Origin of the sequence: Streptomyces sp. NPDC058877 (assembly GCF_042742855.1) — a bacterium.
GTDB lineage: Bacteria > Actinomycetota > Actinomycetes > Streptomycetales > Streptomycetaceae > Streptomyces.
Window position 1 is genome coordinate 34,427 of record NZ_JBHYMF010000025.1, and the last position, 24,179, is coordinate 58,605.

A 24,179-nucleotide genomic window follows, 5' to 3' on the forward strand; every position below is an offset into this window, starting at 1 on the left:
CTTCTCGGCCCGGGGCACCTCGGTGCGTTCAGCGGGAACTCCCGGGGGCCCCGCGGAGGCGGGTCGGCGGGAGGTACTCGCGCAGCAGCGTCCGGTGCCACCAGGCACCGGACGTCCGGAGTTCGTGCCACGTCGTGTACCGGTAGCGGTAGAGCCGGGCCCGGACATGCGTCGGCGGGGCGTCCGGGAAGGGGTTGTGGGCGAGCAGCCGCAGCGTGTCCCGGTCGCCGTCGAGCAGCCGCTCGACGAACGGGCCGAACCACTCGCGCGCATAGCCGGGGGAGAGCGCGGCGAACCACATCAGCCAGTCGAGCCGCAGGTGGTAGGGGGCGAACTGGCGGGGCAGCCGGCGCGGATCGCCCGGCTTGCCGCGGAAGCCGTACTCCCGCCACACCGTGTCCGGGCGCGGTGTCGGCTCGTCGGTGCCCTCGATGACGATCTCGTCCCTGATCCGGCCGACGGTGCCGAAGGCCCCGTAGCTGTTGACCAGGTGGTACGGGTCGTAGGAGCGGTTCATGGCCTGGTGGCGGGAGAGCAGGTTGCGGGCCGGGCGGTAGCTCCTCGCCAGGACGAAAGCGGTCGCCGTGACCACCAGGACCACGTACCAGAGCGGCGGGCCGGGCCGGGGGTGCTCGCCGGCGAGCGCGGAGGCGTCCACGACCGAGAGCGCCAGCACGATGGTCAGCCAGTTCAGCCAGGCGAAGTTGCCGGAGAGCACCAGCCACAGCTGGGTCGCCACCATCAGACCGGCCGCCACCGTCGCCACCGGCTGCGGGGTGAACAGCAGGAAGGGCACGAGCAGCTGCACGACGTGGTTGGCGGCGGCCTCCACCCGGTGCAACGGCCGCGGCAGGTGGTGGAAGAACCAGCTCAACGGGCCGGGCATCGGCTGCGTCTCGTGGTGGTGGTACAGGCAGGTCAGGTTCCGCCAGCAGCGGTCGCCGCGGATCTTGATGAGTCCGGCGCCGAACTCGACCCGGAAGAGCAGCCAGCGCAGCAGGAACAGGACGAGGACGGGCGGGCCGGTGTCCTGGTTCCCGAGGAACACGGCGAGGAACCCGGTCTCCAGGAGCAGCGATTCCCAGCCGAAGGCGTACCAGGTCTGGCCCACGTTCACGATCGACAGGTAGAGCGCCCAGAGCACCAGCCACAGGAGCATCGACACCGGCAGCGGCACGAGGTCTCCGGCGCCCGCGACCAGTGCCAGTGCGAGGGCGACGCCGGACCAGGAGACGGCCGCGAAGAGGCGGTCGGAGTAGCGCCAGTGGAAGAGCGAGGGGGTGTGGCGGGGGCGGGTCCTGCGCACGTACTCCGGGACCGGGAGCATGCCGCGTTCTCCGATCAGCGCCCGGAACTGCAGCGCTGCCGACAGGAACGCCACGCAGTAGAGCCCGGCGAGGCCCCGCTGGAAGACGATCCGGCCCAACCAGGCGTCGGGTGCGGTGAACCACTCCATCGCTTCCAGTATCGGCCCCGCGTCACGCCTTGACGAGGCGCCGCAGGGTGCGGCCGAGGTGCCGTGCGTACGCGTGCTGGAGCCGTGGCACCAGGGGGCCGGCGAGTCGGGTGTACCAGGTGGCGGGCCTGCTGAAGGCGGTCACCGTGAAGCGGACCGTGTCGTCGGCCCCGAGGGTGACCATGAAGGACTCCTCGCCGCATTCCGGGTGTCCGCCCAGGGTGCCGTAGGCGAAGCCGATGCGGTCCTCCTCGTACGCCGTCCAGATCACCGAGCAGGGCACGCCCAACCGCAATCCGCCGGCGCCCAGCGCCACCGTCAGGCGGACCCCCGGTTCGGCGAGGTCCGCGTCGGCGTCGACGAGGGCCCCGGAGGCCCGGTGCATCCGCCAGGTGGTGACGGCGGCCCCGGCCGTCTCGAAGGCTGCCCTGCCGTGCCCGACGACCGTGCTGTGCCGCAGGTGCTGGTAGCCCTCGGGAAGTGCGTCGGGGGTGCGGGTGGCGCCGACCTCCCGGTAGGTGAGGACCGGTCGGCGGGGGGCGTGGTGAGCGAGGTCGGTGAGCAGGCGGGTCATGCTGGGAGCTCCGTTCGGGTGCGGGGCGGAAGGGACGGGGACGTGCGGTCCGTGAGGCGGCGGCGGGCGAGGAGCCCGCAGACGGCGAAGCCGAGGGCGTTTCCCAGGCCGTGGGTGGCGGCGGTCCAGGTCAGGCTGAGGTGCGGAAGGCCGGTGGCCTCGCCGAGCGCCCAGCTGAGCGCCAGCAGCATGGTGACCACGAGGACCAGTGCGGAGACGGAGAGGAGTCCCCGGGTGAGCGGATCGGCGGCGAACTCGTGCCGCTCCCGCAGGGTCAGTACGGAGACCGCTGCCATGCCGGCCGTCAGGACGACCGCGCCCGCGAGCTCGGCCCAGTCGTCGACGAAGTAGCCCAGCAGGACGAGCAGGGTGCCGGTGGGCACGCTGAGCGCGGCGAAGCGGGAGGTGCGGTTGTCGGCGGCGCGGCAGAGGAGCCCGGCGACCAGGGCGGCGGCGAAGCCCGCGAAGTGGAAGTGCGGAACGGTCAGGGCGAGGAGGTCCAGGTCGAAGCCGAAGAGCGGATGTGAGGCCCGCTCCGCGACGAGCGCCAGGCCGGCGACGGAAGGGGCCGTCAGTGCGGTGAGGACGGCGATCTCGGAGGCTCGGAGGGAACGGGTCAGCATCAGCCGGGCCGGTGCCTGGAGGGCGAGGGCCAGGGTGGCGAGGGCGTAGACGGCGGCGAGCGCGGTCGCGAACCCGGAGCGGGGCAGCCAGAGCGAGAGCGCACCGGGGGCGGCGAGCAGCGGCCAGGCGCGCTGGAGCAGCTGCCATCCCGGGGGTGCGGGGCCGTCGATCAGGGCGAGCCCGGTTGGAACGACCCAGAACATGCCGATCATCACGACCGGATTCACCAGGAACGACAGTGCGGCCATGCGGATCCACCCCCATCTTGAACGTGTTCAAGCAGCAAGATGAGCGTAGGTGCTTTCTTGAACGTGTTCAAGTCGTTGGTCCGGGCTGCCGGTCCACGCCCCGCCGGGTCAAGTCACCGCCCGGTCGGCCGCCCTCCGCTTGCGACCCCGCGTGCGCTGCGACAGACATGAGGCACTGGTCGAAACCGGGCGCGGGCCCGGGGGAGAGAAAGTCGGGAGAACCAGGTGCGCCCACCCCTCCGCCGAACACGGCGAACCGCCTTCGCCCCGACCCGGCGAACCCCCTTCGTCCCCGTGCGACGGCGCATGGGCGACTGCGAGCCGCAGGTCCCCACCGATCGGCCCCGACGGCCCTCCGAAGCTGTCCGCGCGTCCCTGCTCGCCACCGTGCGCCCCGGGCTCGCGGCCCTCTTCGCGGCCCTGCTGCTCGTGGGGTGTTCCGCCGAGGAGCGGGAGACCGGAGGCGAACCCGGCGCCGCCCCCGCCCAGGACGTCGTCCTCCAGTCGCTCGGCGCCCACGGCCCGGACCCCTTCACCGCCTCCACCGTCCGGAACACCGCTCCGCCGACCGCCCCCGAGCGACGGGCCGGGGGCGAGGCGCCGCGGCTCCGCGAGGTCACCGGCTCCACCCCCGGCCTCTACGGCGGCACGCGCGCGATCGGCAGCTGTGACGTCAAGCGGCAGATCGAACTCCTCACGGCCGACCCGGCCAAGGCGCGCGCCTTCGCCGAGGCCGCCGGCGTCCCCGAGGCCGATGTCGCCGGCTGGCTGCGCGGCCTCACCCCGGTCGCCCTGCGCAACGACGTCCGCGTCACCAACCACGGTTACCGCGAGGGTCGGGCCAGCGCCTTCCAGGCCGTGCTCCAGACCGGTACGGCGGTCCTCGTCGACCAGTACGGCTCCCCGCGCGTCCGCTGTGCCTGCGGGAACCCGCTCCGCAGTCCGTCCGCCGACCGGAGCGGGATCCACCAGGGCGATCCGTGGGACGACTTCGATCCCGACCGCGTGATCGTCGTCAGGCCGACCGTCGCAGTCGTCACCAGCCTGGTCATCGTCAACACCACGGACCGCACCTGGATCGAGCGACGGACGGGCAGCGACGGCGACGTGGACCGCAAGCCCGCCGTGGAGCCGTCCTGTGCCCCCGATGCGTGCGCCCTCACCGGTTCCGGCACGCCCGACCCGGCCGTCCCGACCCCGGCCGTCCCGACCCCAGCCGTCCCGACCCCGGCCGTCCCGACCCCCGTGCCGCCGGCTCCGACCTCGCCGGATCCCGTGCGGCCCGCCCCCGCGACCCCGCTCCCCGATGCCCCCGACCCGTCCGGGACCAGTGGCACCGGCGTCGTGCCGACGGCGCCGATCCCCGATCCGTACGCAGATCCGTACGCAGATCCGTACGCAGATCCGTACGCAGATCCCTTCCTCGACCCGTTCGCGGACCCGCCCCCCGTTCCCGACGGCGAGCTGCCGCCCGAGTTCTTCCCGGCCGGTCCGATGCCCGACCAGCCGGAGACCTTCCAGGGGTGAAGCGGATCTCCCTGGTGCGCACGGGCGGCGCTCCGCCTAGCGTGGGCCCATGAACGCGGGCAACGGGGGCGGGGAGCCGATAGGGCGGCTGCATCGTGCACCGGACGGCTCGGCGGCCGGCATCCTGGCCGCCTACGGTTCCGCCTTCCGCATGGGCGGCTTCGACTGGGACCTGCTCACCGGCACGATGGCCATGGACGACGCCGCGCTCGACGTCTTCGACATGGACCGCGAGGACTACGACGGCCTGCCCGAGAGCCTGAGCGTGCGGGTGCTGCCCGACGAGGCCCGTCGGCTCGACACCCTGGTGGCCCAGGCCCTCAAGGAGGGCAACGAGCAGTACGGCGCCTACTTCCGGATCCGACGCCGCGACGGGCGCCACCAGTGGACCCACACCCAGGGCATCGTCCACCGCGACGACACCGGCCGCCCCGTCCGCATCATCGGCATCCTGCGCGACGCGACCCACGAGCTCAGCGAGTCCGCCGCCCGGCTCGGCCTCGACGAGGGGCGCCGCCAGCGTGCCGGCGTCGTCGAGGGCACCACGGCCGCCCTGGCCTACGCCCGCACCGTGCAGGACGTCATCGACCTGCTCAACGACTCGCACGCGCTGGAACACTTCGGCGCCGCGAGCCTCGTCATGGGGCTCCTCGACGCCGGTCGGATCCATCTGGTCGCGGAGGGCCCCGAGGGCGCCTTCGTGCCGGGCACCCGGTTCACCCGGGTGGACGAGCCGTACCCGATGAGCGAGGTCATCCGCACCCTGCGTCCCCGGTTCATCGAGTCGGCCCGGGACTTCGCCGACTCCTTCCCCGTGCTCTGGCCCCACATCAGCGGGCTCGGCGTCACGGCCGCCGCCTATCTGCCGCTGATCGCCCAGGCCCGGCCCATCGGTGCGCTCGGCCTGCTCTACAGCGACAGGACCGGTTTCAGCGAAGACGAACGGACCCTCCTCGTGGCCCTCGGCAGCAGCATCGCCCAGAGCCTCCAGCGGGCCATGCTCTACGAGCAGGAGCACGACCTCGCGGAAGGGCTCCAGCAGGCGATGCTCCCGCGCAAGATCCCCGAGGTGCCCGGTGCCCAGACGGCCGTCCGCTACCGCTCGGCCCGCCTCGGTCGGGACGTCGGCGGCGACTGGTACGACGTCATCGCGCTGCCCGGCGGCCGGGTCGGCGCCGTCATCGGCGACGTCCAGGGCCACGACACCCACGCGGCCGCCGTCATGGGGCAGCTGCGGATCGTGCTCCGCGCCTACGCAGCCGAGGGGCACCCCCCGGCCACGGTGATGGCCAGGGCATCGGTCTTCCTCCACGAACTCGACACCGAGCGCTTCGCCACCTGCACCTACGCGGAGGTCGACCTCGCCACCGGCGTCGTCCAAGTGGTCCGTGCCGGTCATGTCGACCCGCTGGTCAGGGACGTCGCCGGAGGTTGCCGCAGGGCCCCGGTGGAGGGCGGGCTGCCGCTCGGCCTCTCCGCCGAGTTCGGTCGCCTCGACTACCCGGTGACCACCCTGGAGCTCGACCCGGGGCAGACCTTGATGCTCTACACCGACGGTCTCGTGGAGAAGCCCGGTGCCGACCTCGACGAGGGGCTCCAGTGGCTCTCCGCGCTCGTGCGACGCGGTCCCGCCGACCTCCAACAGCTCGCCGACCACCTCTGTGACGTGGTCGTCGACCGCGGCGGCGAGGACGACGTCGCGATCCTGCTGCTGCGTCGTCACGGCTCCTACCGCACCCAGGGCGCGGGACGCTTCCAGCAGCACGTGGCCCAGAACGACCCGGAGGCGCTCAGCTCGGCCCGCCACATGATTCGGGCAGCCGTCCGGGCCTGGGGTGCGGGAGATCGCGCGGACGAGATGGAGCTGGTCGCCGACGAGCTCATGACCAATGCCCTGATGCACACCGACGGCGGGGCGATCGTGACGCTGCGGATCCTCACCGGGCCGCCCCGGCGGCTGCGTGTGGAGGTGGAGGACCGGTCCAGCGCACTGCCCCGGCGCCGGGAGGCGGGAGAGGCGGGCGTGTCCGGTCGGGGACTGTTCCTCGTCGACCAGCTCTCCGATGCATGGGGCGTGGAATCGAGGGGCGGCGGCAAGTGCGTCTGGTGCGAGTTCACCGTAGAACAGTGAGCATGTTAACCGTGCGTGAACTGATCGTACTTGACCGTAACTGACGGTACGCGATTGACTTCCCGTATCCGCCTCTCAGCGCAGGACATGAGGACACCGTGAGCAGCGAGCTACTGGCACCCCTGGACCTGGCCTTCTGGCACCTGGAATCACCCGACCACCCCCTGCACCTCGGGGCCCTCGCCCGCTTCGGCCCCCCACCCGCGTCCCCGGGGCACGATCCGGTCGACGTCCTGGCACTGCTCGCCCGCCGCGCCGCCGCCGTCCCCCGGCTCCGGATGCGGGTCCGTGACGTCCTGATCCCCGTGGGCGGCGCCGCATGGAGCGCCGACCCCGACTTCGACGTCTGCCGCCACGTCCGCGAGATCACTCTTCCCGGCGTCGACTTCCCCGCCGAGACCGTGCGGCTTGCCGCCGAGCTCATGGAACGCCCCGTCGCCCGCGGTTTGCCGCCCTGGGAGATGTACCTGCTCAGCGGCGCCCCCGACGGCTCCTTCGCCGTCCTGGTCAAGCTCCACCACGCCCTCGCCGACGGCATGCGGGCCGTTGCCATCGGCGCCGGGATCTTCGACGAGATCGCTGCCGGTCGACGCCCCGCAGGCCGTTCCCGCCCGGTGCCCCCGCGCTCCTGGCTACCGGGGCCCGGCCGTCTCCTCGACCTCGCCCGTGACCGCATCGGCGACCTCGGCCGGGCCGTCGAGGTCGGCGCCTCGGTCGTCGGCTCCTCCGTCGTCCGGGCGGGTCGTCTCGAAGGGGGCCCCGCCACCGTGTTCGCCGCCGACTCCAGCGGCACCCGCCGGATCGCCACGGCCACCCTGCCCCTCGACGGCGTCCACCGGATCCGCCGCACCACCGGCGGCACCGCCAACGACGTCCTGCTCGCACTCGTCGCCGGCGCCCTGCGGCGCTGGTTCGACGGGCGGGGCCTCTCCCTGCCGGACACCGACCCCCGCGCCCTGGTCCCGGTCTCCCGCCGCCGGCCGGGCGCCCCGCCCGGCCCCGGCAACAGCCTCTCCGGCTACCTCCTCGACCTGCCCGTCACCGAACCCTCCCCGGACGTCCGGCTCGCCGCGGTCCGGGACGCCATGGACCGCAACAAGGCCGCCGGGCCCTGCAGGGGAGCGGGAGCCGTGGCGCTCCTCGCCGACCAGTTGCCCCCGCTCGCCCACCGCTTCGGTGCCCCGCTCGCCTCGGGGGCGGCCCGGCTGCTCTTCGACCTCCTGGTCACCCAGGTGCCGCTGCCCCGTTCCGCACTCTCCCTAGGCGGAGCCCCGCTGCGCGCGCTCTTCCCGATGGCGCCGCTCGCCCGCGGCCAGTCCCTCGCCGTCGCCATGTCCCCGTACGGCGGAGAGGTCCACGTCGGCCTCGTCGCCGACGGCGCTGCCGTTCCGGACGTCGACGCGCTGGCCGCGGCCCTCACCGTCGAACTCGACCTGCTGGATCCGGGCGCCGCTACGGCGCGCACGTCGTGCCCGGCTCGACCTTCTTGAGCGACACCAGGTACTCCTCCACCTTCGTGCCCACACAGGCGTTGCGGCCGTACCCGGTGTGCCCGGGGGCTTCGAAGGACAGCAGCATGCCGCCGGGGAACTGGCGCGCGAGGCTCACCGCCTCGTCGTACGGCGTCGCGGGATCGCCCTCCGTGCCCACGACGAGCACCGGGGGAACGCCCGCCGCGTCCACCCGGTGCGGCTTCTGCGGTCCGGTCGGCCAGTCCTTGCAGACCAGCTCGGCCGTCACCCCGGACGTACCGTAGACCCCCGCGGCCTTCCGGGCGGGGGAGAGGGCGTCCCAGTACGCCTGCGCGTCGCGGGGATGAGGCACGTCGAGGCAGTTGATCGCCATCAGGGCCGCCTCGGCGTTGTCCTCGGGCACGTCGCCCGCGGGTTCCCCGGACGGCTCCGGGCTCGCATCCGCGCCGCCCCCTTCGGCCGGAGCCCCCTCGTCCCCCGTTCCTTCGGCCGGAGCCTCCTCCTCGCCCACCGCCAGCGCCGCCAATTTCGTACCGTCCCCGTCGGCCGCCGCGCGCAGCGCCTCGGACAGGCCCGCCCACTGCTCCTCCGGGGTGTACATGGACAGGGAGAGCGCGGACACCACGCCCGCGGCATCGAGCCCTGCCTCGGACCCGTCGACCGACAGTGGCTCGCGCTCCGTCCGTTCGACCAGGCCGTTGATGAGTGCACGGATCTCCTCGGGCGTCTTTCCGGGGCAGCCCTCGCCGACCGCGTCGGCGCAGGACGCGGCGTACTCGGCGACCGCGTTCTGGAACCCGACCGACTGGCCGATCACGCGCTCCCGCCAGTTCAGGGAGGGGTCGACCGCTCCGTCCAGGACCATCGCCCGTACCCGACGCGGGAACTGCTCGGCGTAGGAGGTGCCCAGGCTCGTGCCGTACGACCAGCCCACATAGGTCAACTTCCGCTCGCCGAGCGCCGCCCTCAGCACGTCCATGTCCCGGGCCGCGTCGACCGTGCCCACGTGGGGGAGCAGCGGACCACTGGCCTTTCGGCAGGCCTCGGCCGTCGCCCGTGCCCCGGCCAGTGCCGCGGCGCGCTCGGCGTCCGTGCGGGGGTGCAGCGGCGCTCCTTCCCCAGCGGTGGAGTCCTCGTCCGCACGACCTCCGTCCAGGCAGGTCAACGCGGGCTTGCTCCCGCCGACGCCGCGCGGATCGAAGGACACCACGTCGAACCGTTCGCGCACGCCCCGGCCGAGTTCCTCGGCGATGCCGTCCTTGAGGACCCCCACACCGGATTCGCCCGGACCTCCGGGGTTCAGGACGAGCGAGCCGAGTCGCTTGCCGGCGACCGCGGTAGCCGCCTTCACCACCGGCAGGACGAAGGTCCTGCCGTCGTCGGGCCGCGAGTAGTCCCTCGGAACCGTGAGCGTCGCGCAACGGAAGTCGCCGCAGGGCTGCCAGTCGAGCTGCTGACCGTAGAACCGCCTCAGGTCGGCGCGGGCGGCCGGGTCGGAGGGGGCGGCCGAGGCCCGGAGCCGGTCCCCGGGCTGTTCGGACACCTGCGTACAGGCGGCCGAGGAGGCGGCGGCGAGGACGGCGAGGGCGAGGGCCCGGCGGCGGGCGGTGGTGCGGAACACGTGGAACTCCCCTGGATGGTCGGTCCACGGAAGGATCGGGCATCGATGCTGAGGTTTTCCTGAAGACCCCGTCAGCGGCCCCCGCCCCGGGTGGGCGGGGGAGGCACCGCCCCCCGGGGCCCGCCGGCCCGTTCGTGCATGCCGGGCCCCGCCGCGGGCGCGGGCCGCTTTGCCGGCCCCGGGCCGTCCGCCCGGCTCCGCTGAACGCCCGGGCCCTGCACGCCGGCGTGCCCGCACCGCCCGGGTTCAGTCCTCCGTCGGTAGACGCAGGACGAACCGGGCTCCGCCGCGCCCACCGCGTTCCGCCGTGAGCGTTCCGCCGTGGGCGTGCGCCACCCAGGAGGCGATGGACAGCCCGAGACCGGTGGACCCGGATCCGCTGCGGAACCGCTCGAACAGGGCGCCGGCGACCTCGGGGGGCAGACCGGGACCCGCGTCCTCGACGGTCACCGTGCCGTCCCGACCCACCACGACCAGCACGTCCGCCGGGACGCCGGGGGCGTGGCCGTGGGCGAACGCGTTGTCCAACAGATTGCCGACGGCCCGGCGCACGAGGTCGGGGTCGGCGACCACCACGGTCGCTTCGGCCTCGACCCGCACGTGGGGTTCCGGGGCGGAAGCCGCGGTGGCTTCCTGGACGACCGCCTCCACCAACTGGTCCAGGCGCAGCGGCTGTCGTGCCACCGCGGCGGTGCCGGACATGAGCCGGGCCCGGGTCAGCAGACCGTCGACGAGCCGGCCCATGCCCTCCGCGAGCCGCAACGTGCGCCGGTGCACGTCGGCGCTGTCCGTCTCGCCGCGCAAGGCCGTTTCGGCGAGCGTCCGCAGCGAGGCGGCGGGAGTCCGCAGATCGTGTGCGGCATCGGCGAGGAACGCCTCCTGCCGGTCGAGGGCGGTGAGCGCGGGGCGCACCGCCCGCCCCGACAGCGCGTGACCGACCGCTGCCGACAACAGCACGAGCACCGCACAACCACCCGTCACCAGCCACACGAGCCGACGGTGGTCCGCGCGCTGGGCACTCGCGTCGGACACGGTCACGAGCACGCCCTGCGGCCCCTCGTCGTCCGTGGCCTCAGGAGCGTAGAAGGGCTGGGCGAACACCCGCACCGGAGCGCCACCCGTCGTGTGCCCGTCGAAGGCCCGTGCGCCATCGGCCCGCACCGCCTCGCGCCCCGCCTCCAGGACCACCTCCCGGCCCACCGCCAGGCACGGACGCACCGGTGCGTGTCGGACCGTCAGGGCACCGGGGGAGTCCCCGTCCGCGAGGAGCACCGCCAGCGGCGGGCACGCGGTGTCCACCGCGTCCGCCAGGACGTCCGTGACCAGCCGGCCGTCCTCGTCGGTCTCCAGGAGTCCGAGGGCCCAACTGGTGTCCGCGTCCATGGTGTGGTCCAACTGCTCCCGCCAGCGGCTGCTGTCGCTGCGCACCGCCAAGGTCGCCATCGCGATCAGTCCCACGGCGCTGGTCAGCGCGAACAGCAGACTGATCCGCCTGCGCAGCCGCAGGACCCGGGCGGTGGGCGTGGGCGGCCCGGACCGGCGCGGTCGGGCGACCCTCACCGTGCGTCGTCCGGCCGCGCGAGCCGGTAGCCGACCCCGCGCACGGTACGGATCAGCGGCGGATCACCGAGCTTGCGGCGGAGCTGGGAGACGACCACCTCCAGGACGTTCGACTGCGGCTCGGCCATCTCGTCCCAACAGCTCTCGATCAGCTCGGAGCGGGAGACCGCCTGGTCCGAGCGCGCCGCGAGGACTTCGAGGACCGCGAACTCCCGGTGCGTGAGGGTGAGCAGCACCCCGGCCCGGCGGACGTGGCGGCGGGCCGTGTCGACCTCCAGGTCACCGACGCGGTGCACCGGCGGACGGACGACGGCGGACCGCCGGCACAGGCTGTGCACCCGTGCGACCAGTTCGGGCACGGCGAAGGGTTTGACGAGGTAGTCGTCACCACCGCTCGCGAAGCCCTCCACCCGGTCCGCCACCGCGTCGCGGGCGGTCAGGAACAGCACGGGCACGTTCCGTCCGCTGCGCCGCATCCCCTCCACGTAGACGGCCGCGTCCCCGGAGGGGAGCATCCGGTCGAAGACCGCGCAGTCGTACGCCGTGACGAAGAGCGCCTCGTCGGCGCGGGGCAGATCGCCTGCCTCGTCAACGGCCAACCCGGCGGCCCGCAACGCGGCGGCCACCCCGAACCGGAGGTCTTCGTCGTCCTCGACGAGCAGTACACGCACGTCGCACACCCTAAGGGCTGTCCCGCACCCACCCGGCGGGCGCATGGACGACGGCCACCGCACCCCGCCGTACGGTCGGGCCCGGAGGAGGGGCCTCGCCGGCCGCCGGTCGCCGCCCCCTCCCCTAGACTGCGCCGCATGCTGCGCGTCCTGGCCGTCGACGACGAGGAACCCGCCCTCGAAGAGCTGCTGTACCTGCTGCGCGCCGACCCCCGGGTGCGCGCGGCCGAGGGAGCGACGGACGCCACCGAGGCGCTGCGGCGCATCACCCGGGCCGTGGAGGCGGGCCCGGAGAGCGACGAGGCCATCGACGTACTCTTCCTCGACATCCACATGCCCGGCCTGACCGGCCTCGACGTGGCCCGCCTGCTCGCCGGGTTCGCCCGCCCCCCGTTCGTCGTCTTCGTCACCGCCCACGAGGGCTTCGCCCTCCAGGCGTTCGACCTGAAGGCCGTCGACTACGTCCTCAAGCCGGTCCGCCGCGAGCGCCTCGCCGAGGCCGTCCGCCGCCTGCACGAACTGGTCCACGCCACCACCGTTCCCACACCGGCCGTGACCCCGGCGGCGGAGCAGATCCCCGTCGAGCTCGGCGGCGTCACCCGCTTCGTCCCGGTCGAGGACGTCGTGTACGTCGAGGCCCATGGCGACTACGCCCGCCTCCACACCGACCACGGCAGCCACCTCGTCCGCATTCCGATCTCCGCTCTCGAAGAACGGTGGGCCGCCCGCGGCTTCGTCCGCATCCACCGCAGCCACCTCGTGGCCCTCGCCCGCATCGACGAGCTCCGGCTCGAAGGCGGTGCCACCTCCGTCCGGCTCGGCGACACCGACCTCGCCGTCAGCCGTCGCCACGCCCGCCACCTGCGTGACCTCCTGATGCGCAGGCCCGGGGGCCGATCCACCTGACGTCTACCGTCCCCCGGGCCCGCTGCGTAGACTCCACGCGTCGCGGGGCCGGTGCCGCCGCCCGCGCGCGTCACCGGAAGTCGTCGAGAGAGGCGGGAGCGGACGTCGATGTCCGAGGACCACCCCCCGCGCAGACCCCGGCGCGAGACCGTGACCCACGCCTCCGCCCACGCTCCCGGAACCGTGCCCCGACCCACCGGCCGGCGCCCCGCGCATCCGCCGGCCCGTTCCGAGATCGACGAGCAGACCACCCTCGGCCACACCTACGTCCGCTCCCTGATGCGCAGCCAGTTGCGCGCCGCCCTGACCGCCCTCGGAACCCTCGCCCTGCTCGTCGGCACCCTGCCGCTGCTGCTCGCGCTGTCCATGCCCGAAGCGTTCGTCTGGGCCGTCCTCGGCTTCGGCGTCTACCCGGTCGTCTGGACGGTCGGCCACTGGTACGTCCGTCGGGCCGAGCGCAACGAGCGCGACTTCACCGGCCTCGTGGAGACGGGCTCCGCCGGCACCGTCGAACGGTGAACGGCCCCGCATGAACCAGAGCTACGCGGTCGCCGCCGTCACCGCCGTCGTCCTCGCCACCGTCCTCATCGGGGCCCTCGGGCTGCGGATCTCCCGGACCACCTCCGACTTCTACGTCGCCTCGCGGACCGTCCGCCCGGGCCTCAACGCCGCCGCCATCAGCGGCGAGTACCTCTCCGCGGCCTCCTTCCTCGGGATCGCCGGACTCGTCCTGGTCCAGGGCCCCGTCATGCTCTGGTACCCCGTCGGCTACACCGCCGGCTACCTCGTCCTGCTCGTCCTCGTCGCCGCCCCGCTGCGCCGCTCGGGGGCCTACACCCTCTCCGACTTCGCCGAGGCCCGCCTCGAATCGCCACGGGCGCGTCGGCTCGCCGGCCTCTTCGTCGTCGGCATCGGCTGGCTGTACCTGCTGCCCCAGCTCCAGGGCGCCGGACTCACCCTGCGGATCCTCACCGGAGCCCCCGACTGGGCCGGTGGGCTGCTCGTCGCCGCCGTCGTCACCAGCACCGTCGCCGCGGGCGGCATGCGCAGCATCACCTTCGTACAGGCATTCCAGTACTGGCTGAAGCTCACCGCCCTCCTCGTCCCCGCCCTCTTCCTCCTCGCCGCCTGGTACGGGGACGGGGCGCCCAGGGCCCGCTTCGACGCCCCCGCCGTCCTGCGCGAACACACCGTCGTCCGGGTCGCCGACACGGTGCGGATCGACCTCGACGCCCCCCTCACCGTCACCGTCACCGGCACCGTCGACTCCGTCCGCTCCGCCGGACGGACCGTCACGCTCGCCCCCGGCACCCATCGCGTGCTCGCCGGCACCTCGCTCGCCTTCCCGCCGGGCACGCCGCTCCCCGAGCGGGCCGCGAGCGGCACCGACCCCCTCGGCTGGTCCCAACCGCTGGCCGGCGGACGCGAAGGGCACCAGCTGTACGCCACGTACGGACTGATCCTCGCGACCTTCCTCGGTACCATGGGGCTGCCGCACGTCGCCGTCCGCTTCTACACCAGCCCGCACGGCCGCGCGGCCCGGCGCACCACCCTGGTCGTCCTCGGCCTCGTCGGGGCCTTCTACCTCCTTCCGCCCCTCTACGGCTTCCTCGGCCGGATCTACGCCCCCGAGCTCGTCCTCACCGGCTCCGCGGACGCGGCCGTGCTGGTGCTGCCCGATCGGGTCCTCGGCGGCTTCCCCGGCGAACTCCTCGGGGCGCTCCTCGCGGCCGGCGCCTTCGCCGCCTTCCTCTCCACCGCCTCCGGGCTCACCATGTCCGTCGCCGGGGTCCTCACCCAGTCCGTGCTGTCCTCCGGGGGCGTCCGACACTTCCGCCTCGCGAGCCTGATCGCCACCGCCGTTCCGTTGGGGGTGGGGGCCGCTGCCTCCGAGGTGCCGGTCGCCGACGCCGTCGGCCTCGCCTTCGCCGTCTCCGCCTCCTCCTTCTGCCCGTTGCTGGTCCTCGGCATCTGGTGGCGGCGGCTCACCCCGCCCGGCGCCATGGCAGGCCTCCTGCTCGGCGGCGGCTCCGCCCTCGCGGCCGTGATGGCCACCCGGGCCGGACTGGCTTCCGAGGGGTGGCCGCACACCCTGATGGCCTGGCCGGCCGTCTGGTCGGTTCCCCTCGGCTTCCTGACGATGGTGTGCGTCTCGCTCGCCACTCCGCGTCGGATCCCGCCCGGCACCCCCGCCCTCCTGGCCCGACTCCACCTTCCGGAGGAGCTCGCCGGCACCCTCCCCGTCCGGGGAGCGCGTCGATGAGCGATGACCGCCGCCCTTGGGGTGCGCCGACGCGCGCCCCCGGTCCTGCCCGTGAGGCGTGCGGATGACCGGCACCGTCCTCGTCGCCGCGACCGTCGCCGGTGTCCTGCTGCTCGCCGTGGGTTTCGCCCTGGGGAGGTTCGCAGCCCGTCGCGGCGGTTCCCCGGCCGACCCCGACCTCGGCACCCCCGTCGAGCGGGCCACCTTCCACACCCTGCACACCGCCTCGCTCGCCGCACCTCCGCTGCGCGCCGGGCTCACCGAGGGGACCGCCCGCAAGGCGGCCCGCACGCTGCGCTCGCTGCTCGGCACGGAGGCGCTCTGCCTCACCGACCGGGGCACGGTCCTCGCCTGGGACGGGCCGGGCGAGGACCATCACCGTGCGCACGTTCCGGAGCGCGTCGCCGAGACCTTGGAGACCGGTCGCAGCCGTTCCGTGCACAGCGGCTGCGACGATCCGGCGTGCCCGTTGCGCTGGGCGGTGATCGCCCCGCTCACCGGTGAGGAGGGGGTGCTCGGCGCGCTCGTGGCCTACGGGTCGCGGGAGTCGGCCGTTCTGGTGCGGGCCGCGACCGAGGTCGCCCGGTGGGTCTCGGTCCAGTTGGAGCTGGCTGAACTGGACCGCTCGCGCACCCGGATCGTGGAGGCCGAGATCCGTGCCCTGCGCGCCCAGATCTCCCCCCACTTCATCTTCAACTCGCTCGCCGCCATCGCTTCGTTCGTCCGCACCGATCCCGAACGCGCCAGGGATCTCCTGCTGGAGTTCGCCGATTTCACCCGCTACTCCTTCCGCAGGCAGGGGGAGTTCGCCCGGCTTGCCGACGAACTGCGCTCCATCGAGCAGTACTTGGCCCTGGCCGGTGCGCGCTTCGGGAACCGATTGGAGGTGACGCTGCAGATCGCTCCCGAGGTGCTGCCGGTGGCCCTGCCCTTCCTCTGCCTACAGCCGCTGGTGGAGAACGCCGTCAAGCACGGCCTCCAGGACCGTGAGCGGGGTTGCCGGGTCACCATCGCGGCCCGGGACGCGGGTGCCGAAGCGGTCGTGACGGTCGAGGACGACGGCATCGGCATGGACCCGGAGTTGCTGCGCGCCGTTCTGCGCGGTGAACACCCGTCTGGCTCCGGCATCGGCCTGTCCAACGTGGACGAACGACTGCGCCAGGTGTACGGGGCGGAGCACGGCCTGGTCATCGAGACCGGGATCGGCGCGGGTATGAAGGTGACGGTGCGCATTCCCAAGTACCGTTCGGGGGTGCACCCCTCGGCGCTCTGGGACCCGTCAGTGCAGATACAGGGAGAGGTGCGCGAGCGGGAGACCGAGCTTCCAGGCGGGTAGCCAGATCTGCTCGGTTTCGTCGACGGGGGAGGCGGGATCGGTCCGGTCGTCGAGGTCCACGGCGCGGACCCAGGTGTCCCGCAGGCGGCTCCAGGCGGTCCGTGCGAGTGCCAGGTCCGGTCCGTCGCCCCCGGTCGTCGACCGTTCGGCGAGTCGCCCTTCCACCCAGGGCGGCCAGGGCCGGTCGTACGCGGTGCGGCGCAGCCATTCGTCGGGCCGGCGGCCGGCCCGTGTGCCGGTCGGCCCGTCCGGCTCCTCGGCGAGGTGGACGGTCAGCGTCAGGGCTTGGAGGCCGGCGCGGTACTCCAGCGAGCCGGGGGGCACGAGCGACGCCCTCCGCAGCACTTCGTCGGCCAGGTACTCGGCACACAGCCATGCCATCGGCACGGCGAGGCCGCCGCCACCGGTCCCGCCGGTGTCGTTCGTGCTTTCGGGCAGCAATGCTCCCACCTTCTCCCGGGCGTGGAGGACCCCGGACGTCAGGGGTCCGGAGGAGAGCCTCCTCCCTGGAGGACCTCCGCGGGTCCTGCTTTGCTCAACTCGCCCGTGTGGTTTCGGATACGTTTTCCGGCCGGATCGGTGCTGGTGAGGCTGGGAGTGCCGGAAGGGCGAAGAGTGACGGGAGGGGTGGGAGGGAGGAGACTGCGGCAGGCCCGGACGACGGGAGCGGGAGCGTCACCCCAGGAGCGCGTAGACGGCGGTCGCATGGGCCGCCGCCCCGTCCGTCCCTTCGGCCGTCATCGTGATGTCGGCGAAGGCCATCCGCTTCCCCGCCTTGGTCAGGCGGGCGTGCACGAGCACGTCGGCTCCGATCACCGCGCGCTGGAAGCTGATGGACTGTTGGACGGTGGTCATCGGTACGAAGCCGCCCCGGGCCACCGAGACCGCGATCACCGTCGCCGTGTCGGCAGCAGCCATCAGGGCCTGGCCCGAGAGGCCGCCGCCCTCCCGGGCCAATCGGTCCGACCAGGGGAGTCTGAGCACGGCTTCGTGGCCGTCGACGGCCACGGATTCGACGGTGAGCCCCAGATCGAGCACCCAGGGTGCGAAGTTGTCGGCGAGGACCTTTTCGGCGGCAGCGGTTGTCAGCGTCACGGCGTCATTGTGCGGCCCCGCGCCGTGGCCGGGCAATGACGCCGTGACGCGGGCGGTAGCCGGGCAGGGAACGGCCGAGTTGCCGCAGCGCGTAGTACGAGCGGGACTTGACGGTCCCGGTGGGTATGCCGAGCTCATCGGCGGCCTCGCTCACGGTGAGGCCGCGGAAGTAGAGCCGGACGAGCACCGCCCGGTGTTCGGGGCTGAGCTCCCGCACGGCCGCCCGTACGTCGAGCGCGGCCTCGGCCGAGGCGGTGGCGTCGGCCGGATCGGGAGTCACGGCGAGGACGCCGTCGCCGATTTCGGCGGGGCGGGCGAGCCGTGAGCGGCGGGCGTCGATGGCGAGGCGGCGCGCCACGGTGAAGAGCCAGGGGCGCATCGAGGCGTAGGGCCCGGTGAAGGCTTCGGGGTGGAGCCAGGCCCGCACCAGGGTCTCCTGGGCGAGGTCCTCGGCCCGCTGTCGGTCCCCGTAGGTCAAGCCGAGCAAGAACGAGAGCAGTGCGGGGCCGTGGTCCCGCTGCAGTTCCTCCAGGGTCCGCTCGTCGGTCGTCGCTGTCGTCATGCTTCCCGCCTCTCCTACGGCTCGTCGTCCGGGCCGTATCGGAACGCATCCGCACCGCGAGGGACAGGGAACGGACACCGGTCTGCGACGAACGGTCGCACCGAGCGACGAGTGGTACGGCGAGCGGTCGGGCGGAGTCGATGCGTCCGTTTCGGCGGGGTTCATGTCCCGGTGCGGCCTTGACCCTTGACTGCGGCTTTCCTGGACGATCAATTAATCAGAACAGATGTTCATCGCATGAATAGGGTGGAGTGCCGTACATGACCTCACGCACCAGATCGCCGGGAACGGTGGCCCTCGCCGCGCTCCTGCTCGCGGCCGCGACCGCTTGCACCGGTGGGAGCGGCCCGGTCGCCGATGCCACCGCGGCGGGGGCCGGGGACGGGCGGACCGGGAGCCCCGCCGTCCCGTCCGCCGCGCCCGGTGGGGCATCGGCCCCCACCGGATTCACCCTCGTTGCCTCCGGGGACGTCCTCCCGCACGACTCGATCATCCGGCGCGCCGCCGAGGACGCGCACGGCACCGGATACGACTTCGGCCCGATGCTGTCCGGTGCGAGGCCCGTCGTCTCCCGCGCGGACCTCGCCCTCTGTCACATGGAGACCGCGTACGGGAAGGAGGGCGGCCCCTACACCGGCTACCCCGCCTTCGCCTCGCCCCCCGAAATCGCCGCCGCACTCAAGGCCACCGGTTACGACTCCTGCTCCACCGCCTCCAACCACACCCTCGACAGCGGGGCGGCGGGTCTGCGGCGCACGCTCGACGCGCTGGACCGGGTCGGGGTCCGGCACGCGGGCTCTGCCCGGACCGCGGAGGAGGCGGCCCGCACCACCCTGCTCACGGCGGGTGGTGCCACCGTCGCCCAACTCGCCTACACCTACGGCACCAACGGCCGCCCACTGCCCGAGGGGCAGCCCTGGGCGGTCGCACTGCTCGACGAGGGCACGGTGATCGCCGATGCGCGCGCCGCCCGTGAGGCCGGTGCCGACGTGGTCGTGGTCAGCGTCCACTGGGGCACCGAATGGCAGACCGAACCCGACCGACGGCAGCTCTCCCTCGCCCGGGCGCTGACCGCCTCGCGGAGCGGCGGACGCCCGGACGTCGACCTGATCATCGGCACCCACGCCCACGTTCCGCAGGCGTACGAGAAGGTCAACGGGACCTGGGTGATCTACGGGATGGGAGACCAGATCGCCGGTGACATGATCAACCACGAGGGCGCCCACGACCCGCGCGGCAACCAGAGCAGCATCGGCCGCTTCACCTTCGCTCCGCCCAGGACCCCCGGGGGGCGTTGGGAAGTCACCAAGGCGGAGTTCCTGCCCCAGTGGTTCGACACGGTGCGCGGTCGCGTGGTGAACCTCGGTGCTGCGGACGGTGCGGACGCGCACCAGATCGAGATCCGCGACGCGATCCGACGGGCCGTCCTCAGCCGGGGCGCGGACAAGGACGGCCTGCTGATGGGGAAGTAGGACGGGGCGGCGGACGCCCGCTCCGTCCGGGCGGGGAAGGCGGCCCGTCGGCATCCTTCCGGTGGGCGGGCGGCGGACCGGGCGCCGGGTGTGCGCCGCCGACCGGCTCGCTCCGACCTGCACGGCTGTCGGCCCATCGGGTGTTTTCGGACGGGTGACCGGTGTCGATGAGGGGTACGGGTCCTCATCCGTACGAACCATTGGTCATGAAAAAGGATCAGATGGACAGTGGGCGCCGGGCGGTACTGCGGCTCGCCGCCGCCCTCGGGGCCACCGCCACCGTGGGAGTCCTCTCCACGGACCGGCTCGCGCCCGCACCCGAACCCCGGAGCGCGCCCGGAGGCGGCAGCGCGCGTCCGGCCGCGGGACCACAGGCGCGAGCCGCCCGGCTCCGCCCGTCCGCCTACCGCCTGCAACCGATGACCTCCCATACGCCCGCGTCCCTGCGGCGCGCGGTACCGCCGGTGCGCCAGCGCCCCTTCCTCAGCATGTCCGGAGTCGGCCGCTCGATGGTGCTGACCTTCGACGACGGCCCCGACCCCCGCTACACCCCCGGCATCCTGGAGACCCTGCGCCGGTACGACTGCCGGGCGATGTTCTTCGTCTGCGGCGAGATGGCCGTGGAGAACCAAGACCTGTTGCGGGAGATGGCCGCGGACGGCCATGTCGTCGGCAACCACTCCTGGTCCCATCCCCTGATCCCCAAGCTGCGGCCCTCTCTGATCCGTGACGAGCTCGGCTCCACCAGCGAGGTCATCGAACGGGCCCTGGGCGCCGCCCCGCTCTGGTACCGCGCGCCCTACGGGGCCTGGAACCGGCACTCCTTCGAGATCGGCGCCGAACTCGGCATGGAGCCGCTCGCCTGGACCGTCGACACCCTGGACTGGAAGGAGCCCGGTACCGGCACCATCGTCCGTCGGGTCCTCGACGGCGCCGCGCCCGGTGTCGTCGTCCTCTCCCACGACGCCGGCGGCAACCGGTCCCAGAGCGTGGCCGCGCTCCGCCGCTATCTGCCCCGACTCCTCGACGACGGCTACCAGATCACCGTTCCGCGGCGCTGAACGCCCGGATGCGGCGAGGGCCCCGACCCCGTCGACCGCCGGGGGCCGGCCGCGCCCGTACGCGGAGTGCGCCCCCAGCCCCGATGGGCAGGGGCGGTGCGCCCGGCCGGCTAACCGAGGGGGAGGAGGTCGGCGAGGAGGTCGGCGAACTCCTCGGGGTCGAGGACGCGGATGTCGAGTTCTTCGGCCTTGGTCCGCTTGGATCCGGCCTTTTCGCCCGCGACCAGCAGAGTGGTGCGCTTGGACACGGACGACGAGGCCTTTCCACCGGCTCGCTCGATGAGCTCGTTCATCTCGTTCCGGCTCAACGCCGCCAGGCGACCGGTCATGGAGCCGGTGACCACGACGGCTTGCCCGGCCAGGGGGCCGTCGACCGCCGAGGCCCCGCCGGCTTCTTCGTCGCTCGGGGGCCCCTGCGGCTCGGTGACCTGGATGCCGACCTGTTGGGCCTGGAGTTTGTCGAGGAGCGGGGCGAGTTCGATGAGTTCCGCCGCGATGACACGGGCCTTCTCGGTGCCGATGCCGTCGACCCCGGCCAGCGCGTCGGCATCGGCAGCCCGGATCGCGGCCATCGACCCGAAGTGAGCGGCGATCCGACGGGACATCGTGCGTCCGGTGCCGCGGACGCCGAGGGCGCAGAACACACGGTTCAACGCGGCCCCGCGGGCGGTCTCGATCGCGGCGAGGAGGTTGGCGGCGCTGGTCTCACCCATGCGCTCCAGACCGAGGAGCTGCTCGCGGGTCAGCGTGAACAGGTCGGCGACGTCGTTGACGAGACCCGCCTCCACCAGCTGGATCGCGCGCGTGCCGCCGAGGCCTTCGATGTCGAGCTGGTCCCGCCCGGCGGCGTAGATCACCGAGGCCACGGCCTGACAGCTTCGTCCGCGTACACACCTCCACCGCTGCTCGGAGGCGTCGATCGCATCCCCGCAGCGGGGGCACGCCTCGGGGAAGGCGATCGGGCCCTCGGTGCCGGTGCGCTGGTCGACCAGCGGTGCCTCGACCCGGGGGATCACGTCGCCGGCCCGGTACACGAACACCTGGTCACCGATCATGAGCCCGCGACGGGTGATGTCGGACGGATTGTGCAGCGTGGCGTAGGTGACCGTCACCCCGTCGATGACCACGGGCTCCAGAACGGCGCGCGGGGCGATGATCCCGGTCCGGCCGACGTTCCACTCCACCGCCAGCAGACGCGTCACCTTGTGCTCGGCCGCCAGTTTCCGGGCCACCGCCCATCTCGGGGCGCGCGAGCCGTTGCCGGCCTCCCGCTGGTCCTCGGCCGAGTCGGCCTTGACGACGACGCCGTCGATCCCGAACGGCAGCTCTGCGCGCAGCCCGGCGATCACGTCGATGCGTTGCTGCACCTGCTTCACGGTCTCGCATCGCACCGGGGCGGCAGCCGTGCTGACGGCCGTGTTCGCGCCGAGCACGGCCAGTTGCTCCAGCAGAGCGACGTGGTCGGAGTCTTCCAGGCCAACCGCGTCGTAGGCGAAGAACGTCAACTCGATCCGGTAGGGGCGGTCCTTGGCCCGCAGGGTGCCGGCCGCCCCGCTGCGCGGGTGCGCGAAGGGCGTGGCCTCGTGTGCGAGCCGGATTCGGTTGGCCTCCTCGAACTGAGCTGACGTCAGCAGCACCTCGCCGCGCAACTCGACGTCGACCGGCCGGGTGAGGACCGACGGCAGCCCGAGGACGGCGTCGGCGGCGTGAGTGATGTCCTCGCCGGCCAGGCCGTCGCCGCGGGTGAGGACCTGCACGAGCCGGCCGCCTCGGTAGCGGGCGGCCACCGCGAGGCCGTCGAGCTTCGGTTCCACACACCACCCGGCCACGGGGCGCCCCAGACGCCGTTCCAACCCCGCAGCCCACTCGGCGAGCTCGTCGGCGTCGAAGACGTTGTCGAGGGAGAGCATCGGCACCGAGTGCGGCACGTCACCCTGCACGGCCCCGCCCGCCACTCTCCCCGTCGGCGACTCGGCCAGCACCTCGTCCGGGTGGGTCTCCTCGTAGGCAGCGATGGCGCGCAGCAGCCCGTCGTACTCGTCGTCACCAAGCGGTGTGGTCCCGTCGCCGTAGTACGCGGCCGATGCCGCCACGGCGGTCGTCACGGCCTCCGCATAGGTGTCAGAGGAGATCAGGGCATGGTTTTCGGTCATGAACGTCATCATGCTGCCCGCCACTGACAATGCCACCGCCCACTCCTCGTCGGTGAGGCGACCGACGCCCGGCCCACGGCGGCGGCGGTCAGGTGCTGCCGTTCCGGCCGGTTGGACCCGGCTTGCTCCTGGTGTGCGCAGGCTTGCCCGGGAGGCGAGGAACTACGTGGACTTCCCCCTGCGGAACAACGGGCCCCGTCGGGGAACTTGCGCTGCGGCCTGCCCGGCGCACTCGCTTCTGCGCAGTCGGGGACACCGTGTGCTCGGCGGATCAGTAGCGGTGGCCGGGCCAGTGCGGGTCCTCCCAGCGATCAGGACCGGTGACCCCGAGCAGCCGTATCCGGTGAAGCAGTTCTTCGGACACGCCGATGGCACGTAGTCGTGTGGGTGCATGGCGAACCAGCCAGCCAGTCAGCTCGACGCGCATCTCTTCCCCGTTCTCCGATGAGTACCAGGGAAGTTGGTCACCGAGCAGGTCGTACTCCCAGCGTGTCACCGCTTCGGCCAGATGCTGGGCGGCCGCCGGTCCGGTCAGTGCTTCCCAGGTGTGGAGCCACGGGCTCAGCGCGCCAGATGCCTCGGTGCTCAGTATGAGGACCTCGTGCGCGGGTACGACGGGATCCGGATCGGTGAGCGTGTGTGCCCACCAGGCGCGCAGGAATTCCTCGACTGCCGCGGCCTGTTCAGCGGGCCACCGCTGCCAGTGACCGAGTGCGAACGAGCGCCCGACTGTTTCCATGCCGAAGAGGGGCTCGACGTGCCCGCGGACGAGGGCCGTGGCGAACTGGGGCAGAATCCTGCGGAGGACGGATGCGTGGTCGCTCCAGTCGATCGCCTCCCATGTGCGTCGCAGGAGGTCGGGGTCCAGCTCCGTGTCCGCCGCCTTGAGCTGGGCAAGATCTTCCGCGCTGCCCCAGTGGCAGTCACAGTTGTGCTCGTCGGGATGGGCGGTCATCCCCCGGAAGGTGGCTGCCAGGCCGTCCAATGCGGTGTCGAGGCGACGCCGGGCACGGGATCGGTCGAGGTTCGTCATGGGCGTTCGCCTTCGAGGACTCCGGGAGTCGGCACCGCCCGAAGTTCGGCAACCTACCAGGGCAGGCCCCAGCCCGCCATCAGGATGGCGGCGCCCCGGTTGCTGCTGCCGCCTGCTCGCCCGAGGACGGGGTCACGGGCCGTGAGGGATGCGTCCGTGGAGAAGACCAAGGTCGGGTACGGGGCCTCAGCGCCGGCGGGCGGGTCCTCCTCGTACCCGCCCGCCTCCGCAACGGCCGCCCTCGGGACCCACCCGCGGCCGGGTTCGGAATCGGCACCACCACCGCCCACCGCGTTCCCGACCTCACCGGGCAACGCGCCTAGGCCGTGTTTTAGGTCGGGGTCCGGTTCTGGCTCCCATTCCGCGATGATCATGGTGTGGGGCGTGGGGATCTTTCTGATGAGCAGTGGTCGG

General features: G+C 73.0%; 20 protein-coding genes and 1 pseudogene. 10 read left to right on the forward strand and 11 right to left on the reverse strand.

The genetic code is table 11. From position 1 onward, the window contains the following. Nucleotides 1–28: 28 nt before the first annotated feature. From ACFW2Y_RS08875 to ACFW2Y_RS08885, 3 genes are read right to left on the reverse strand one after another with little or no spacing between them, the layout of a single operon-like run. Nucleotides 29–1,456 (reverse strand): lipase maturation factor family protein, encoded by a 1,428-nt coding sequence (locus tag ACFW2Y_RS08875; RefSeq protein WP_384875585.1) that lies wholly within the window; start codon nt 1,454–1,456, stop codon nt 29–31. Between the two features lie 22 nt (nt 1,457–1,478). Continuing rightward, nucleotides 1,479–2,030, reverse strand: a complete 552-nt coding sequence (locus ACFW2Y_RS08880; protein WP_384875588.1) for a DUF1990 family protein — start codon at nt 2,028–2,030, stop codon at nt 1,479–1,481. Continuing rightward, complete coding sequence (locus tag ACFW2Y_RS08885; protein ID WP_384875637.1) at nt 2,027–2,893, reverse strand: YndJ family protein; 867 nt, start codon at nt 2,891–2,893, stop codon at nt 2,027–2,029. The genes ACFW2Y_RS08880 and ACFW2Y_RS08885 overlap by 4 nt, the downstream gene beginning before the upstream one ends. A gap of 303 nt (nt 2,894–3,196) precedes the next feature. On the opposite strand from ACFW2Y_RS08885, the gene ACFW2Y_RS08890 reads away from it, so the two are divergent. From ACFW2Y_RS08890 to ACFW2Y_RS08900, 3 genes are all read left to right on the forward strand, one after another. Continuing rightward, entirely contained in the window at nt 3,197–4,429 is a 1,233-nt protein-coding gene (locus ACFW2Y_RS08890) for a DUF6777 domain-containing protein (protein WP_384875590.1), read from the forward strand. A 49-nt stretch (nt 4,430–4,478) separates the two neighbouring features. Then, on the forward strand, nt 4,479–6,560 hold the full coding sequence (locus ACFW2Y_RS08895) for a SpoIIE family protein phosphatase (RefSeq protein WP_384875592.1): 2,082 nt from the start codon (nt 4,479–4,481) through the stop codon (nt 6,558–6,560). Nucleotides 6,561–6,658: 98 nt separating this feature from the next. After that, a complete protein-coding gene (locus ACFW2Y_RS08900; RefSeq protein ID WP_384875595.1) occupies nt 6,659–8,050 on the forward strand; it encodes a wax ester/triacylglycerol synthase family O-acyltransferase in 1,392 nt (463 codons plus the stop codon). Here the strand turns inward: ACFW2Y_RS08900 and ACFW2Y_RS08905 are convergent. From ACFW2Y_RS08905 to ACFW2Y_RS08915, 3 genes are all read right to left on the reverse strand, one after another. Next, a complete protein-coding gene (locus tag ACFW2Y_RS08905; protein WP_384875598.1) occupies nt 8,013–9,653 on the reverse strand; it encodes an alpha/beta hydrolase in 1,641 nt (546 codons plus the stop codon). The genes ACFW2Y_RS08900 and ACFW2Y_RS08905 overlap by 38 nt on opposite strands. A 246-nt stretch (nt 9,654–9,899) precedes the next feature. Next, complete coding sequence (locus tag ACFW2Y_RS08910; RefSeq protein ID WP_384875600.1) at nt 9,900–11,213, reverse strand: sensor histidine kinase; 1,314 nt, start codon at nt 11,211–11,213, stop codon at nt 9,900–9,902. After that, nucleotides 11,210–11,884 (reverse strand): winged helix-turn-helix domain-containing protein, encoded by a 675-nt coding sequence (locus ACFW2Y_RS08915; protein ID WP_384875603.1) that lies wholly within the window; start codon nt 11,882–11,884, stop codon nt 11,210–11,212. Before ACFW2Y_RS08915 ends, ACFW2Y_RS08910 begins: the two co-directional genes overlap by 4 nt. Before the next feature lie 138 nt (nt 11,885–12,022). Here ACFW2Y_RS08915 and ACFW2Y_RS08920 point away from each other — a divergent pair, with 138 nt between their 5' ends. The 4 genes from ACFW2Y_RS08920 (at nt 12,023) to ACFW2Y_RS08935 (ending at nt 16,389) form a co-directional block, all read left to right on the forward strand. Next, on the forward strand, nt 12,023–12,790 hold the full coding sequence (locus tag ACFW2Y_RS08920) for a LytR/AlgR family response regulator transcription factor (protein WP_384875606.1): 768 nt from the start codon (nt 12,023–12,025) through the stop codon (nt 12,788–12,790). Between the two features lie 108 nt (nt 12,791–12,898). Continuing rightward, a complete protein-coding gene (locus ACFW2Y_RS08925; protein WP_384875608.1) occupies nt 12,899–13,309 on the forward strand; it encodes a hypothetical protein in 411 nt (136 codons plus the stop codon). 10 nt (nt 13,310–13,319) lie between these two features. Continuing rightward, the gene (locus tag ACFW2Y_RS08930; RefSeq protein ID WP_384875611.1) at nt 13,320–15,053 is read left to right on the forward strand and encodes a cation acetate symporter; all 1,734 of its coding nucleotides are present in this window, start codon (nt 13,320–13,322) and stop codon (nt 15,051–15,053) included. A 64-nt stretch (nt 15,054–15,117) separates the two neighbouring features. Next, on the forward strand, nt 15,118–16,389 hold the full coding sequence (locus tag ACFW2Y_RS08935; protein WP_384875614.1) for a sensor histidine kinase: 1,272 nt from the start codon (nt 15,118–15,120) through the stop codon (nt 16,387–16,389). Here ACFW2Y_RS08935 and ACFW2Y_RS08940 read toward each other — a convergent pair. The 3 genes from ACFW2Y_RS08940 to ACFW2Y_RS08950 all read right to left on the reverse strand — a co-directional run bounded on the left by ACFW2Y_RS08940 (nt 16,333) and on the right by ACFW2Y_RS08950 (nt 18,046). After that, nucleotides 16,333–16,830 carry a hypothetical protein gene (locus tag ACFW2Y_RS08940; protein ID WP_384875617.1) on the reverse strand — a complete coding sequence of 166 codons (498 nt, stop codon included), beginning with the start codon at nt 16,828–16,830 and terminating at the stop codon, nt 16,333–16,335. The genes ACFW2Y_RS08935 and ACFW2Y_RS08940 overlap by 57 nt on opposite strands. Before the next feature lie 234 nt (nt 16,831–17,064). Beyond that, nucleotides 17,065–17,484 (reverse strand): PaaI family thioesterase, encoded by a 420-nt coding sequence (locus ACFW2Y_RS08945; protein WP_384875619.1) that lies wholly within the window; start codon nt 17,482–17,484, stop codon nt 17,065–17,067. Nucleotides 17,485–17,488: 4 nt separating this feature from the next. Then, a complete protein-coding gene (locus tag ACFW2Y_RS08950) occupies nt 17,489–18,046 on the reverse strand; it encodes a sigma-70 family RNA polymerase sigma factor (protein ID WP_384875622.1) in 558 nt (185 codons plus the stop codon). Nucleotides 18,047–18,306: 260 nt separating this feature from the next. Between ACFW2Y_RS08950 and ACFW2Y_RS08955 the strand changes: the two genes are divergently transcribed. Both ACFW2Y_RS08955 and ACFW2Y_RS08960 read left to right on the forward strand, forming a co-directional pair. Beyond that, nucleotides 18,307–19,518 (forward strand): CapA family protein, encoded by a 1,212-nt coding sequence (locus ACFW2Y_RS08955; protein ID WP_384875624.1) that lies wholly within the window; start codon nt 18,307–18,309, stop codon nt 19,516–19,518. A gap of 221 nt (nt 19,519–19,739) precedes the next feature. Beyond that, nucleotides 19,740–20,579, forward strand: coding sequence for a polysaccharide deacetylase family protein (locus tag ACFW2Y_RS08960; RefSeq protein WP_384875626.1), 840 nt, complete (start codon nt 19,740–19,742; stop codon nt 20,577–20,579). A gap of 110 nt (nt 20,580–20,689) precedes the next feature. On the opposite strand, the gene ligA is transcribed toward ACFW2Y_RS08960, so the two are convergent. Beyond that, nucleotides 20,690–22,741 (reverse strand): NAD-dependent DNA ligase LigA, encoded by a 2,052-nt coding sequence (ligA, locus tag ACFW2Y_RS08965; protein WP_384875639.1) that lies wholly within the window; start codon nt 22,739–22,741, stop codon nt 20,690–20,692. 262 nt (nt 22,742–23,003) lie between these two features. Beyond that, nucleotides 23,004–23,765, reverse strand: a complete 762-nt coding sequence (locus ACFW2Y_RS08970) for a hypothetical protein (RefSeq protein ID WP_384875629.1) — start codon at nt 23,763–23,765, stop codon at nt 23,004–23,006. 173 nt (nt 23,766–23,938) lie between these two features. Here ACFW2Y_RS08970 and ACFW2Y_RS08975 point away from each other — a divergent pair. Then, nucleotides 23,939–24,058 (forward strand): annotated as a pseudogene (locus ACFW2Y_RS08975) (IS5/IS1182 family transposase); the annotation flags it as partial. Between the last annotated feature and the right edge of the window lie 121 nt (nt 24,059–24,179).